Origin of the sequence: Lysinibacillus sp. RC79, assembly GCF_041262405.1 — a bacterium.
In the GTDB taxonomy this organism is placed as follows: Bacteria; Bacillota; Bacilli; order Bacillales_A; family Planococcaceae; genus Lysinibacillus.
In genome coordinates, this window is record NZ_JBGCCD010000032.1 from 1 (window position 1) to 14,807 (window position 14,807).

18 protein-coding genes are annotated in these 14,807 nt (G+C 33.7%); 2 read left to right on the plus strand and 16 right to left on the minus strand.

The annotated features are described in order from the left end of the window. Window positions 1–125 precede the first annotated feature (125 nt). Both ABH968_RS22105 and ABH968_RS22110 read right to left on the minus strand, forming a co-directional pair. A complete protein-coding gene (locus ABH968_RS22105) occupies window positions 126–338 on the minus strand; it encodes a hypothetical protein (protein WP_370047493.1) in 213 nt (70 codons plus the stop codon). Window positions 339–760: 422 nt separating this feature from the next. Beyond that, entirely contained in the window at window positions 761–1,492 is a 732-nt protein-coding gene (locus ABH968_RS22110; RefSeq protein ID WP_370047494.1) for a hypothetical protein, read from the minus strand. A 324-nt stretch (window positions 1,493–1,816) separates the two neighbouring features. On the opposite strand from ABH968_RS22110, the gene ABH968_RS22115 reads away from it, so the two are divergent. Beyond that, entirely contained in the window at window positions 1,817–2,410 is a 594-nt protein-coding gene (locus tag ABH968_RS22115) for a YdeI/OmpD-associated family protein (protein ID WP_370047496.1), read from the plus strand. A gap of 139 nt (window positions 2,411–2,549) precedes the next feature. Here the strand turns inward: ABH968_RS22115 and ABH968_RS22120 are convergent, their stop codons facing one another. From ABH968_RS22120 to ABH968_RS22135, 4 genes are all read right to left on the minus strand, one after another. Then, window positions 2,550–3,167 (minus strand): NUDIX hydrolase, encoded by a 618-nt coding sequence (locus ABH968_RS22120; protein ID WP_370047498.1) that lies wholly within the window; start codon window positions 3,165–3,167, stop codon window positions 2,550–2,552. Between the two features lie 77 nt (window positions 3,168–3,244). Continuing rightward, the gene (locus tag ABH968_RS22125; protein WP_370047499.1) at window positions 3,245–3,901 is read right to left on the minus strand and encodes a GAP family protein; all 657 of its coding nucleotides are present in this window, start codon (window positions 3,899–3,901) and stop codon (window positions 3,245–3,247) included. Window positions 3,902–3,925: 24 nt separating this feature from the next. After that, window positions 3,926–4,666, minus strand: a complete 741-nt coding sequence (locus tag ABH968_RS22130; protein ID WP_370047501.1) for a MerR family transcriptional regulator — start codon at window positions 4,664–4,666, stop codon at window positions 3,926–3,928. A gap of 18 nt (window positions 4,667–4,684) precedes the next feature. Continuing rightward, a complete protein-coding gene (locus tag ABH968_RS22135; RefSeq protein ID WP_370047503.1) occupies window positions 4,685–4,834 on the minus strand; it encodes a hypothetical protein in 150 nt (49 codons plus the stop codon). A gap of 158 nt (window positions 4,835–4,992) precedes the next feature. Between ABH968_RS22135 and ABH968_RS22140 the strand changes: the two genes are divergently transcribed. Then, window positions 4,993–5,658: a DUF4097 family beta strand repeat-containing protein gene (locus ABH968_RS22140; RefSeq protein WP_370047504.1), complete on the plus strand. Its 666-nt coding sequence runs from the start codon at window positions 4,993–4,995 to the stop codon at window positions 5,656–5,658. Between the two features lie 212 nt (window positions 5,659–5,870). Here the strand turns inward: ABH968_RS22140 and ABH968_RS22145 are convergent, their stop codons facing one another. From ABH968_RS22145 to ABH968_RS22190, 10 genes are all read right to left on the minus strand, one after another. Beyond that, window positions 5,871–6,065 carry a helix-turn-helix transcriptional regulator gene (locus ABH968_RS22145; RefSeq protein ID WP_370047506.1) on the minus strand — a complete coding sequence of 65 codons (195 nt, stop codon included), beginning with the start codon at window positions 6,063–6,065 and terminating at the stop codon, window positions 5,871–5,873. Then, on the minus strand, window positions 6,031–6,582 hold the full coding sequence (locus ABH968_RS22150; protein WP_370047508.1) for a DUF6773 family protein: 552 nt from the start codon (window positions 6,580–6,582) through the stop codon (window positions 6,031–6,033). The genes ABH968_RS22145 and ABH968_RS22150 overlap by 35 nt, the downstream gene beginning before the upstream one ends. Window positions 6,583–6,802: 220 nt before the next feature. Beyond that, window positions 6,803–7,393: a signal peptidase I gene (gene lepB, locus ABH968_RS22155; protein WP_370047509.1), complete on the minus strand. Its 591-nt coding sequence runs from the start codon at window positions 7,391–7,393 to the stop codon at window positions 6,803–6,805. Between the two features lie 242 nt (window positions 7,394–7,635). Next, the gene (locus ABH968_RS22160) at window positions 7,636–7,869 is read right to left on the minus strand and encodes a hypothetical protein (protein WP_370047510.1); all 234 of its coding nucleotides are present in this window, start codon (window positions 7,867–7,869) and stop codon (window positions 7,636–7,638) included. Window positions 7,870–7,890: 21 nt separating this feature from the next. Beyond that, a complete protein-coding gene (locus tag ABH968_RS22165) occupies window positions 7,891–8,088 on the minus strand; it encodes a hypothetical protein (RefSeq protein ID WP_370047511.1) in 198 nt (65 codons plus the stop codon). 33 nt (window positions 8,089–8,121) lie between these two features. Beyond that, complete coding sequence (locus ABH968_RS22170; protein WP_370047513.1) at window positions 8,122–8,751, minus strand: TetR/AcrR family transcriptional regulator; 630 nt, start codon at window positions 8,749–8,751, stop codon at window positions 8,122–8,124. A 1,004-nt stretch (window positions 8,752–9,755) separates the two neighbouring features. Beyond that, window positions 9,756–10,568, minus strand: coding sequence for a DUF6597 domain-containing transcriptional factor (locus tag ABH968_RS22175; RefSeq protein ID WP_370047515.1), 813 nt, complete (start codon window positions 10,566–10,568; stop codon window positions 9,756–9,758). A 33-nt stretch (window positions 10,569–10,601) separates the two neighbouring features. Next, window positions 10,602–12,116, minus strand: coding sequence for an aldehyde dehydrogenase family protein (locus ABH968_RS22180; RefSeq protein ID WP_370047517.1), 1,515 nt, complete (start codon window positions 12,114–12,116; stop codon window positions 10,602–10,604). 14 nt (window positions 12,117–12,130) lie between these two features. After that, the gene (locus ABH968_RS22185) at window positions 12,131–12,676 is read right to left on the minus strand and encodes a hypothetical protein (protein WP_370047519.1); all 546 of its coding nucleotides are present in this window, start codon (window positions 12,674–12,676) and stop codon (window positions 12,131–12,133) included. A gap of 21 nt (window positions 12,677–12,697) precedes the next feature. Then, window positions 12,698–14,644 (minus strand): primary-amine oxidase, encoded by a 1,947-nt coding sequence (locus tag ABH968_RS22190; RefSeq protein ID WP_370047521.1) that lies wholly within the window; start codon window positions 14,642–14,644, stop codon window positions 12,698–12,700. Between the last annotated feature and the right edge of the window lie 163 nt (window positions 14,645–14,807).

The following is a 14,807-nucleotide window of genomic DNA, read 5'->3' on the forward strand; positions in this document are numbered from 1 at the left end:
AGTCACAGTGCCAAATGAAAAAAGCGAGGTATTCAACGATTTAATCGTTGAATACCTCGCAATGTGAGAAGATATGGACTTTTTCAGTGCCCTTCTCATAATAAGTGTGACTTTGAAAATCCTGATTATAATTCTTCTAAATAGATTGTAACTATAATACTTTTTGGACTGTAAGTAAAAGCTCTTTCACTCACTGCCCTGTAATTTCCATCAATATTAACTACATCACCAATGTTCGGAATCAAAGCTGATAGAGAGTCGTTGATGTCATACGTCATAATTAAATCTCCGTTTTGTTCACAAAAATTTATATTAATATGTTCTAAATTACTACCCACCTTCTACCACCACCTTCTAGACTAATCATAGACTGGAAATGGTTAACTGTGTAATATGATTTTGATGCATAATAAAAAGCCACACCTTTTGTAGTGACTAATATGGAGGAATACATTATATCCATATTTAGTAAAAAACCAAAAGAAAATAGGCTAACGTTTCTAAGCATGCAATTATATTACCAAACGTAAAGTGGCAGGAATGCAAGTTAACGATACAACCCCTTCCAATATCGTCAATATAGCAAGTATTGGATCAATGAGCATTTCAATAAGTTAATCCTTATTAGATTCCACGTCTTATGCTCTCTCGAAAAAAACCGCTCCAAGACATCAACAAACATCCTATCCGCATGTCAACAAACCATAAAAAATAGCCCCCTTAACAAATAGTTAAGAGAGCTAAATTAATTCCTAATCTATCACTTATTTCCAACTGGCTTTAATACATTCACCGGAAGCCAAATATTTGGAGCGTCATTTCCTTCTAAGCCTACATATAGATACCCATTAATTTCAAGACCTTTTGCAAAAACAATGCTTCCCTTTTCCATGATTTTTTCAGTTTTAGATTCTTTTAATGGAACGCCTTTCCCTTCTGCATTTTTCGTTATCTCGTAACGCGTTCCGTATTCTCTTTCTATCCTCTCAGTTATTTTAAAATCTGTACTAAGATACCTGTCACAATCTGTTCCCTCATCTCCATCACTAAAACAATGGTCAACTTGCCCATTATCTATGAAAGTGAGTTGATTTCTAAAAAAATAATATCCATACGAACCCATACCATTATCACGATTAATATTAATGTAAATTGGATCGTTATAGAAAGATGAACGAATTTTTATTGGTACTTCTTTGAAAACTACCAAATCCGTTGCTTGTACGCGATATTGCCCCATTTGATAGAATATTTTATTATCATATTTTTCAATATCATACGTTTTAAAAAAGTTATTTCGCTTAACCACTAAAGATTCAAACGTACCATCTGAATTTTTCTTGTATACCTTGATGTCTTTTTTAAAGGTCATTTTTCCTGTTTGCCCTTTTACAACTTCCGCTCCATCATACATCACTTTTGCTTCTGATTTTGTTGGATTTACTACTGCAAATGCAAACGCTGCTAGTAACACAATAAATAATTTTTTCATTTTTCTCTCCCTGCTTAACTTTATTTTAGAAAACATAATTCCCTAGTATTATATACCAATAATCTGATATTCTTCCAACAATCATATAATGATGAAAAAATCTCAATGTATTTTCAATTATCAGTTTCTCTATACCATATTGTAATTATTATCCTCCACAATTCATCGTTCTACTAACAAAGTTAAAATTCGTCACTATCCTTTGTAGATAAGCGATATTAGTTCCCCATTTTCAGCTAGACATAACAATAATTAATGTTTTATTATAAAACGATTAGAGAAATTGATATTAGCTGATTAAAAAATTGTAGAGGGGTGTTCCTTGTGACAAATAGTAAAATGAATCCGAAGGTTGATGAATTTTTAAGTAAGGCTAAAAAGTGGCAGGAAGAATATTCGGCGTTGAGAAATATCGTTCTTGACTGTGATCTGACTGAAGAATTTAAATGGATGCATCCTTGTTACACGCTTGAGAACAAGAACATCGTGTTAATACATGGATTTAAAGATTATTGTGCGCTTCTGTTTCACAAAGGTGCCTTGTTAAAGGATGTACATGGGATTCTGATTCAACAGACTGAAAATGTACAGGCGGCCCGCCAAATTCGTTTCACCAGCGTTCAAGAAATAGTCGGTATGGAAACTATCATAAAAGACTATATTTATGAAGCCATTGAAATTGAAAAAGCAGGTTTAGAAGTGCCAATGAAAGAGCATAAGGAATACATAATTCCTGTAGAACTTCACAATAAATTCAATGAGATGCCTACCTTGAAAACTGCTTTTGAAGAATTGACACCAGGGCGACAAAGAGCATATATTCTTCATTTTTCTCAACCTAAACAATCTAAAACGCGAGTGTCAAGAATTGAAAAATGCACGCAGCAAATTCTCGATGGAAAAGGATTAAATGATTAAGTTTATTGAGTAACACCTTTTTTATCGATATTTTGTACTAAATATAAAAGTCCAATTTCTTAACAATAAAGAAATTAGACTTTTATCATTCCATAGGAACAGCGCTCGATTCTTAGCCAGCTTCCATTCTTCATAACTATTAATCAAATATTGTATCTATAGTAGGGTCCCTTAAAAATTCAAAAAGCATTTTGATTTGAGTATTTGTATTTCTCCCTAAAGAAAGCATAGGTAAATGATCTTCATGATAAAATTTTACTCCTTTTGTTTCCAAACCAGTTCTTGCTTGCCCGCCAATAATCTCACATTGAACAAATAATTTATAATAGTGATATGGTTGAGGAGGATGAGGGTGCTTATTCATATCCAATAAAGCAAGTAATTTCGTTGGAACTACATCGTATCCTGCTTCTTCTTTAATTTCTTTGACAATGTTTTCACTAGGCGATAAACCTATATCACAGAAACCACCGGGCAAAGACCATCTATCATCATTTTTTTCTCTTACCATTAGTATTTTATTGGTATGAAATACTACTCCTCGAACATCTACTTTAGGTGTTTGATATCCCGTTTCATTCGTAAATAAATCCTTGATTGTTTTCATTTCTAACCCAGTGTATTCTCTCATGATCTGGGCACTTAAATTTCTTAATTCTTCATAACGTTCAATATCGTAAACATCTTTTGAAAAAGTTAATCCTGCTTGGGATATTGATTGGATCTTCTTCGCCCATTCTAACCATTTATAACTCATGACGAATACCTCCCTACCATTTTAAAATCAACAAAATGATTAACGGTGTTAATACCTGTTTCATTCACAACGATTTATTAGAGATAATCTATAGTGTAAAATATTAATATTACCCCAACGATACACATAATCCAGGATAAGGCAGAACTTGAACTGCTTGATATTTTATTCCGAAGATTAACTAAGGTAGGGTTTATCCACTTTCCAAACAATTTATATCCTAAAAATATAAGCAGAGCTGGTAGAACCATTATAATATTGTATACTGCTATAATTGGAAGCCACTGATAAAAAGGTATATCTATTGTCGTTAATAAGCCAATAGCGGCAAAATACGGTAAAGCTGTGCCTGCCTCAATGATAAAAGTCGTAACACCAATAATAATAATGGAGAATATGCTTTGAGTTTTAGGCTTTGGAATATTACTTTTTTTATTTGCAGGGATAAAAAAGCTAGCAGTAAATAATATCACCCCTACTATAAAGATGACCCAGCTAAATATTTTATTTTGAAAAATGTTAGAGAATGCTTCCATCATAAAATTTAGGCCTAACATCATGACGATACCTAATGAAAAATAGAGTAGCCCAACCGTAAGTAAATATGCGAATAATCTTGATGTTAAATTTCTATTGTCTGTTAAAACGAGAAATAAAGTAACACCAATAATCGTAGGGCTTAATGTATCTAAAAGAGCTAAGCCACCCAAATAAATTAATATATCTGTTCCCATCTTTCCCCTCCGCATTTCAAACAACTATGATTTATGTCCGAGATAATACATATATGCCTTTTCCATAAAGTTAAGGATTTCCTGATCCATTGGATATAAATTATATTTTTCGGATTCCTCAGGTGACATTCTAATGTCCCAAAGTTTATCTAAAAAAGCATCTTCGTCATTAAAGTCTTCACCTTTTTTTACATCCATTCTTTTAATGATATTTTGTATTCGTGTATGACTATAACCAAGGTGCATATGCTTTTTTAATTGCCCTACTAAAGCAATCCACTCTAAAGAGTCTGGATCGCTACTACCCATTTTTGGAAGTTTTTCTAGTGCTTCCGTGTTTTTTAAATTTAATGTATCCCGATTATTTTTTAATCCTTCTTTAGAATCCTGATTATTATATAAATCCATAATTTTTTTAATCCTAAATTCTTCTCCATCAATCGCTATACCGTTTATTAGTTCCCTTAAACTAATTTCTATCTTTGAAAGACGGTCCTGTTCACTAATAACATAAGATAGTTGTTTCATTAGACTATTCGACCAATCCCATTCCTCGGACTCTAACATCATTTTGATCTCACTTAATTGAAATCCTATAGTTTTTAAGAATTGTATTTGCTGAAGTTTCTTTAACTCAGTGTATGAGTATAATCGATGACCTCCTTCAGTTTTTGATACAGGTTTCAGTAGTCCAATTTTGTCATAATATCTAAAGGTTCTAACTGATACACCGCTCAGTTTTTTAAATTCGTTAATATGAAACAAGTTAATACCCCTACTTTCTTATTCATTTGTTTTATTAAAAAACATAGTTTTTAACAGGTAACCAATTCCTAAGCCGATTAGTACCCCCGGAAAAGCATTATCAATCAATAAACCGACTCCTGCTCCAATAATAACGCAAGCATAAATAATAATATCGTCTTTCTTCATAACAGGATTCTCCTTTTAAGTTAGTTTAAAGTAAAAGCTCTAATAACAGTATAAAAGATGACGCAAGGTCACTTTCAAGTAATTTAAACATCCTGTTGGATAAAATTTGAAACTGACTTTACGTCATTTAATATAATCAAGTTTAAGGAGGGCGGAAAATGATTAAACAAACAACCATTAGTTTATTTTTATTACTAATTATGCTTGCAGGCTGTTCGACAAGGGAGGAAGAAGTCGTCGTAAATAAAGAATCCATAGAAGATATTGAAGAGATTATGATAAATTTTGCAAGTACAGAAGTTGTGTTTTCTCCAAGTGAAACAAATGAAATAGAAGCAAATTTAACGGTTAATGATGACGGACCGGGTGCAATAGTAGAAAAATCTTCAAAACAGATAACGATTAAATTGGATACTGATATTACAAGATTATTTAACCTTAGTAAAAAACCGACTTTAGAAGTTAAAGTACCTAAGCAATTCAAAGGGAAAATAATTCTTGATGGATCTTCTGGTAATGTTACCGGAAAGGAATTAATTCAAAATGACATCGAAATACGCTCAAGCAGTGGTCATGTTAAACTTCATTTTATTAAATTGAATAATGATGTAAAGATAACAACCTCAAGTGGTAAAGTATCAGTGAATTTTGATGAAGAACAGCCTAATTTAGCTTTAGATATCCATACAAACAGTGGTAGACCTTCAATTGGCTTAACTCTATACGGCAATCCCAAGACAAAAAAGGGATTTCAGGGTATTTCAGGTAATGGTGATCATAAGATGCAAATTGTAACGAAGTCAGGAAATATAGATTTGAATTAATATAGGATAGATAAATATAAATGGCATAGCATATTTAAAGTTAAATATGCTATGCCTTTTCTTTTCAATGAAGTGACACTTTCTAAACATTCCCTGCCCTTTAGTCACTTGTTGTTACCTGAGTTATTTGGAATGCTATTTTGAGCAATCTCGGATACCACTGAATCATAAATAAATTACCCAGATTTATATCCTAGAGGTTGACCACAGTTTTACTCCTCCCAGAACAAATCATCTAAGGTTTTATTTAACGTTTTACATATAGCAATACATAAATTCAAAGTCGGGTTATATTTCCCTAATTCAATTAAACCAATTGTTTGCCTTGTGACCCCCACTTTTTCAGCCAATTCACCCTGTGATAAATCGTGTTCAATTCGAGCCATTTTTAAGCGTATGTTTTTCACATGTATCACCACTATCTTCATCTTCTAACATTCTTTGAATAACTCGATCACTTTTCTTTTTAGCAAGCACATAAAATACGATTAAAAGTCCGGAAATAAATAGTGCATACATGAACAGTGATACAAAAAATACCATAAAGAAAAAATATATTGCTTGCGGAGTGCTTTCTGCATTATTGAATGCACTGTTAACCCCCATTAAAATTGCAATAACCATGCCAATAGCTACACCGATAATAATATATTTAGTAGTTAATTTAAATTTACTTGTCCTATCGTGAATTTCTACTTCATCTGTAAATATGCCGAGATTGGCTGCTCTGAAATAATAATAAGTACTTGAGATTATTAAAATCCACTCTTCTGTTAACACATTTTGGTAGGACACTCCCATTGTAATGAATTTTATTACGATCGATATTAAACATGTAAAAATGATAAAGTAATACATCTCTTTGTAAATTTTATTTTGCTGATTTTTAACTCGTTCATCGACGTGTTTACTTTTCCAAAACATCGAAACCCCTCCTTTATTTTACAATTTTAATTATACAGAATATTTGTCTTTTTGCAATGTATATATTGCATAAGGTAAATTATATTATTCATTACTAATATGATACCCTTTGATCGTCTGTTTTCCACTGTTGTTGATTGAACAACTGACAACAAAAAAACCACTCATAATGGAGTGGTCATGTTTATTACCTTTATCAAGTTTATAAGCTTTCGAAACATCAGTTAAAACTGAAGTCAATATGCTCGATCGGCCAACAGATGATACTTGTTGTACCCATTATTCTTTCTTTCGGAATAAACCCTACCTCAGGATTTCTGCTATCATTACTTACGCGACGATTATCACCTAAGACAAAGTATTGCCCTTCAGGCACGGTAGTTTTACCTAAATTTTGGTCTAGCGTAAAATCATAAGTGAGTGATCCAGTATCTTTTAATTCCTTCTTGTATTGGTCTAAATAAGGTTCACTGAACTTCTCTCCGTTTATGTATAATTGATCATCCTTATACTCGATTTTATCTCCTGGTAGACCAACGACACGTTTAATAATATTTTCTTCCTTTTTGTTAAGAAGAACATTTTCAACAACAACAACGTCAAATCGATCAATAGACTTAAATTTCGGACCGATTCTGTTAATAATAACACGGTCTTTGTCTTCCAGTGTCGGCATCATAGAAGCACCTTGTACGAGTACTGGCGTAAATAAAAACTGTTTGATGACAAACGCCACCAATAAAGCGAATACAATCGCCTTTATCCATTCGACTAACTCATTCTTTTGTTTTTCTTGTATTTTATCTTCCAAAATTTCACCTCCCACTTTTTCTCTTATTTAATACGTTTATCAATGGAAAAAGTTTCAATTTCCTATTCATATAATTAAATATTTATTCTCAAACAAACGGCAAGAAATCATTTTATGCGATTGATACTATATCCATTAATATGCTAGCAGAAACGATTAAACGACCTGAGCCTTTAAAATTCCGGGCTCAAGCCGCTTCATACATGTTTATTATTCCCCTTGACCTAGCACAGTTCAGCATTCTAAATTTTTCTTATTTCATTTGTTGTTGCAATAGAACTCAAAATACCTATTGTCCCGAGAACTAACAACGATTTCGATGGACCAATAATTCCTAATGTTAATCCTCCTACTCCTACGACAGTTGTAAAATACCTACTATATTTCAGTTTTGATTTTGTTACTTTTGGCGTTTTCACATTTACCCCTACCATCTTATTTACCTTACTCAAAGCAGTATCTAATTGTTTAATCATTTTAGTTTACCTCCGTTAGAATTAATTGAATAAAAAATCAATAGCTGGATTTACTAATAGCAAGAAACTGGAAGCCAATACATATATGCCATATTTTTTCTTTTTTAAAATACAAAGCAATCCAATAATAAACACCACAAGTGCAAGCCCAATTGATATGTAGGTTAATATTCCTATAGAACTATTTTGTTGCAAGATATCTAATATTAAATTTCTCAAAGCAAATTCCCCCAATCTTAATGTTTGTTTCTATTAGTTTACACAATGGTCATTATTAGGATTTTTGTTTGCTAAAGAAAACGAATTTCCAAAAATTTTATATATTGAACTATCCAGTAGAAAATTGAATACTTCGCATTTGTTATAAACTAAATCTTTTTTCAGCGCTGCGATATTTAAAAGTGTACTAAAGATCCCATATGCTTTTTCTTTTGAAATTTTCACATCTAGATTTGAACGCTCTAATACTTCATCAAAAAAATTCTTATCACTTTCTCTTAGACTTTCAATTTTTTCTTTGGGTAGCTTTTTTAAAAACAAATGATAATCTGGATTGTTGAAATTATATAATGTAGGATGCTTTACATACTCTTCAAAAAGCCAGTTCATAGCTTTTTTAAACCCTTCAATACTTGAGTTAGTCTTTATCATAGAGTGCCATTGTTCTTTCAATTGATTTTGAATCATTGACAGTACTTCTAGAAAGAGCTCTTCTTTTGTTTTATATAGCCTGTAAAAAAATTCAGTTGATATGCCAACCTCATTAGTAAGTGTATCGATGCTAGTTAATTTGTATCCTTTCGTTTTCCAACTCTGAGCACAACTTTCACGTAACTTTTGTTTAAGTACTGGAATATCTTCTTCAGTAAAATTTTTAGCCATTAGATCGGTTCCTCTAATTAGTATCATTTAAATCATTCCCTTTCATTTCGTACTTTAATTGTACGAATAGATTGTCTCTTTTTTCTTACTCATTCCTTACAAGTTTATTAATTTTACAAAACTATAGTTGAGCCAAATGAAAAAGTAGAAAGGGTTTAATCAAGCTGAAAAAAGCCCTACACAGACGATTGTGGAAGGCAATAGAAATATTTTCATTCGAAACTTGTCCTTATAAATATTTAAAGGGAGACAAGTTTGTCTCCCTCTCCATTTAATATAGGCAGCCTTTTCACGTCCTCGAACTCGTTCCAAGACTTCTACCGCCGTCATTCTCCCAACGATCAATGTCCCAAACAACATCAACATCTTCCAAGCCGTCTTGTATTTCTCCGCTAGGAAGGGTACCAGTTCTAACTATAGAAATAATACATCCTCCTTTTTTATCAATTTCGCCTTGGCGTAATTGAGTCCGGATTTTGAATTGTGCCAGCACAATTTATTCCTTTCAAAATCCATGACATCCGCCGGAGGCTTTATCTTCATTCAGTAGGTGTTTGACTGAATGAAGATAAATATTTCTTATTTTTATATTATGTAATGTCATTTGTTTTGTTCATCGCCAAAAATGGGGGTTGTTTTGGAGCTAATAATCCAACAGCCACAGAACATAGAACCATTTCTATGGTTACTTACTCTTTAATACCGATAATATGCACTCTCATAAAAATATCAAAAATTATTGCTGCTGGAACAAATGCTGGAATTTCGGGGAATAAGAAATTTACATATCCTACTATACCAATCGCTACTACTGGTCATGCGATTATATATTGTAGAAGTACCCCGATTCCCGTAATAAAACCTTCATACCTTCCCATAGCTCTCCTTGCAAAAGAATAAGCTGATATGTTTTTTTCTGGAAGAAAGTATACTGTTCATGAATAAATAAAAAACATACTAACATTAGTATGTTTTTTATAAGAAAGAGTGAAAGCTTTGAGGGGCTAATAAGATAGAAACTTTCGTTTTATATTTTTCCAACCTAAAAATTCTTTTATATATTCAGCAGGTGTTATTACAAGTAAGCTTTTAAATTCTTTGTAATAATGTGAAGGATCATAGTAACCATATTGGTCAATGTTTACAGGTGTCTCTTCAAAAGAAAAATGTTGAAGTAAGAGTTGAATACGTATGAATTTACTTAGTTTTTTTGGTCCAAAACCTGTTTTTTTGTAGAAAAGTTCTCGGATATATCGCTCAGAATAACCTGTTTTATGCTGAATTACATCTGGTAAGAACAGCCCATTATTTTCAATAATAGAATCAAAACAAGTAGCGAATATTTCATCACCCAAGCTTTTTTCTTTTTTTTGAGAACAAAAATACTCATTACAAATCTGCACTCTTTGTTCGAAATCTCCTGCTTCAAAAACAGCTTGTATAAATTTAGAGTCTAGTGTGCAGCCTAATTCAACATTAACAAACGGTTGTTGAACAATTTGTTTTAATGCGCAATTGTATTGAATAACCGTTTGTTTTGGATTTAGACGAACCCCAAAATATTTACCTTTTGGGGTAAATGAATAAATTTCACGTGTAGTCGGGGTATTCCCTAAGACAACATTTTGATCTTTGCCCAAGTAAAACATTAAATCTTGGCAAGCATCCGGAATGACATGAATATCACTATTAATGCCTATTGGTTCAAACTCATAATAAAATAGTATATCCTGGTTTAAATTGCTGTTTGGAGTCAGTTCTCTATAAGAATACGTTTTTTGGACCAATTCAGGTTGGATTGGATAATAGCTACTCAATAAGCCGCCCCCTCACTTCACTCTTAAGTAAAATTAAAAGAATCCTTGCGCCTGTTCATTGTAACTAGCTAAAACACATTTAGTTGATTGATACGATTCTAAAGCTTTTAAATGATTTTCTCGACCGACGCCTGACTTTTTGTAGCCGCCAAATGCTGCACCAGCAGGGTATTGGTGATACGTATTTATCCAAACACGTCCTGCTTGGATCTCTCGACTTGCTTTATAGGTAACGTTTGTATTACGTGACCATACAGCTGCCCCTAATCCATACATAGTATCATTTGCAATTTCAATCGCTTCCTCGAAGGTTTTAAACGTAGTCACTGCCAATACAGGACCAAAAATTTCTTCTTGGAAAATACGCATTTTGTTATTGCCTTTAAAAATAGTTGGTTTAATAAAATAACCATCTAAATTATCAAGGTGATTTTCGGCGCCACCGATTAAACATTCTGCGCCATCTTGTTTGGCAATTTCAAAATAAGAAAGAATTTTTTTATGTTGTTCTTCTGAAGCCTGTGCACCCATCATTGTTTCAAGTTCGAATGGATCACCCACTTTAATCTGCTTTACTCGTTCAATGGCTTTTTCCATGAAACGATCATAAATAGACTCATGGATCAAGGCTCTAGATGGACAAGTGCAAACTTCACCTTGATTTAAAGCAAACATAACTAATCCTTCAATCGCCTTATCTAGATATCCGTCATCAGCATCCATGACATCTTCAAAGAAGATATTAGGAGATTTGCCACCTAACTCTAGTGTAACAGGAATTAGATTCTCAGATGCATATTTCATAATCAGTTTGCCGACAGCTGTAGATCCCGTAAAGGCCACTTTGGCAATACGTGGACTTGAAGCTAACTCTTTCCCTGCCTCTACACCAAAACCATTAATGACGTTTAATACACCTTTTGGTAATAGGTCTTGAATAAGTTCAACTACGAATAAGAATGATACCGGCGTTTGTTCTGCTAATTTTAATACAACACTATTTCCTGCAGCAAGTGCTGGCGCCAATTTCCAAGCTGCCATTAAAATAGGAAAGTTCCATGGAATGATTTGGCCAACTACACCAATAGGTTCTTGGAAATGATAAGCTACTGTATCCTCATCAAAAGGTGTCACTTGCCCTTGTTGTGCGCGAATGGCACTTGCAAAATAGCGGAAATTATCAATTGCTAATGGAATATCAGCATACATAGTTTCACGAATCGCTTTCCCATTATCCCAAGTTTCTACCCTTGCAATTTTTTCAAGGTTTTCTTCCATACGATCAGCAATGGCTAGTAAGATACGTGCCCGTTCTGCTACAGGTGTTTTCCCCCAAGTTTTTTGAGCTTCATGAGCGGCATCTAATGCTAGCTCTACATCTTCTTTTGTTGAACGAGCTACACGTGTAAATACTTCTTTCGTGATAGGCGTAATATTATCGAAATACTCTCCATTTACAGGTGCTACCCATTCACCACCAATAAAATTGTCATATTTCTTTTTGAATTGAATGCCAGATTCTTCAATATTCGGTTTAACATTTAGCATAATTATCGACCCCTTTAATGATGATTATGATGCTGTTGTTCTTCTTTTACAGGTACCTCATTTTGAATCTCAAAACTACTTAATACTAGTACACAAAGCATTAAACCAGCCACAATGTAAATATGCTTTGGGATGGCTTTTATAAAGATAGGAAACATCTCACGATTCCATACACCGATAGAAATGATAGCACTTACAATAAACATCATTGTAAAAAAGATAATGCTTAACGTTAAATATTGGGTGGTCATTAATGTTAGCATCGCGCCCATCATCGCTCCCATAAAACTAGATCCTACACTTTCCATGAATAGGTACATTGGTAAGCCTGTTGACAGTAAATAGCCTAATGCAATAGAAATAATAATAGATGCTATTGCACCTAGTACCATATCGGGAAGCCAGGTAGCCATATTCATCCCAACAGCAGTACTCATTGTCATAGAAATCAGCATTATACAGCACTTGGCCATGCCATGATTAGCAAAACGCTGTTTTAATAAACGGTTAGTGATTACCGTAAAAGTAACAATCACCAACATGCTTAGGAATGGTAGCATATAATCACTCCTTTAAGAGTTTTATTGTATATGACAAGACGAAGTTGTGTGACACTTCTTGTCCGGTCTAGGAACGTCTATTGCTGGGTTTCGATCAAAGAATCCAACTGGTTTCAATTGGAAATTGATGTATGCAGTTGGCATTACAGGCCAATCTTCAGGGCGTGGGATATGATGATGGCCCATTGTGTACCAAACGACGATATCTTCATCATCAATTGAACGGTTTTTCTCAACGTATTTTGGAAGTCCATCTCCTCCAGCATGTTGATTTGGATACATACCTGTTGCATATTTTTCATTTTCATCAAATTGCGTAACGTGTAAATGGTGTTTAAGGAAACCAGCACGTTTCATAACGCTTGCATCTTCATGAGCAAATGGGAAGCAATTTTCGCCAGGCAAAATTTTATATCCAACAGGTTGATTCACTCGATTAAGTGAGTTTTTATTGATAATTTTCCAAGTACGCTGAGTTTTTAAATCTAAATTACGTAACGCTTCCTTCTCCGTTTTAAAGATACGTGAAAGAGGATAGAAACCATTGCCATTCGGATTGTGTTCTCCCAATGTTTCTGATACTGTTTCTGTTTCAACTACTGAGTTATTTTCACCGTCTAACATCGTATCAAGTCGGAAATTAAAGAAGTGTTGATGATGTGATGCGTTTAATCCTGGAGAAATCTCAGATCCATATTTTGTTTGGATGCCATCTTCACATGTACCAGTGCTTAAAATACCTGTTAGTTTGACTTCGGCTTCAATCGTACCGTCTTGGTAGAAACTCCAATAGAAGCCGTAATCATAATTTCCAACTGTACAGAAGAATGAAATCACTAGTCGACGTGAGCGCCGTACTTCTACATGGCCTGTACGCCAATCTGTATGTTTCCAACCAATCCCGTAATCTTCTTCGTGTAAGCAAATCGCATTTTTGATCGTACGCGCATTTCCTTTAACATCAGCTACAACACCATCAAAGTATTGAATTTCGCCTAAGCAGTCGCAACCTAGTTCTAACGAATTGGCTAATTGACCCATTCCATATTCACCAGCATCAAAGGCATTTTGTGTGTTATGCGAAAATGTTGGTTCACCATAAGGGACAACCATTTCTGATAATGCTGCACGAAAAAGAACTGGACGATCCTTGCCTTTGTCATGGTAATTAATTGTGTATAATACAAGGCCCTCACGTGGTGTAAATCCATAGCGGAAACTCCACTTTTGCCATTTGATCAAATTACCTTCAATTGTAAAGCTTGGACCTTCAGGTTGAATGATTTCCAATGGTTTTAAGTCATTTCTAAACACAATTGATTCATCAACTTCAGGATGGTAATTACCTGATGTTGTTGGGATTGGACGTACCCCGTGATCTTCTACTTTGTAAACTTCCATTTTGTTTAGGTCTACATACGTTACAATACCTGTTAAAGGGTAAGCATATCCGTTATCTTCTAGTGATTGTTTTTGCCAACAAATCGCACGAAGTAAACGTTTACCTTCATGTTCCTGAACACCAAAATTCCCTGCTGACCAAGGATCCACCATAATTAAATCAGGATTGTCAATGCCACGTTTCTGTAAAGCTGCTACAAAATCAGGGTGGCTCTTTACTAATTCTTCACATTGCTCAAATTCCTCTAAGGCTACATTTGGTTGTACGCCAGGAATATGTTCGTAGGAATCAACTTTTTCTGAAGTTAAATTTACAACTGCTTCAAATGTTTTCAATTCTTTATCATCTAAAATCACTAAAAATACTTGGCGATCTACAGTATTACCTGGTTTGTAATTTAGTACTTCTGATTTTTTAGGTTCATGTAACATCACCGACATAAATCGTACATGTTCAGATAACTGTTGCTGTTCCTTGACTATTTGAACAGCTTTTTCAATTTCTACTTCAGATAATGGTGATAATGGGTGTCTTAGCTCAACGTTTGGATTAACCTTTACTGACATTCTATCAACCCCTTATAATTTGTTCTCTTTAATTATAGTCAGAAAATTCAGCGAAGTGATTGTAAATAACGGCATTTTTATAGATAAGTTATTTTTAGCTAAAAACATACAATATTTTCTACTTTAAGTGTTCTTTATCTTCATAAAATAATTCACAAACTCC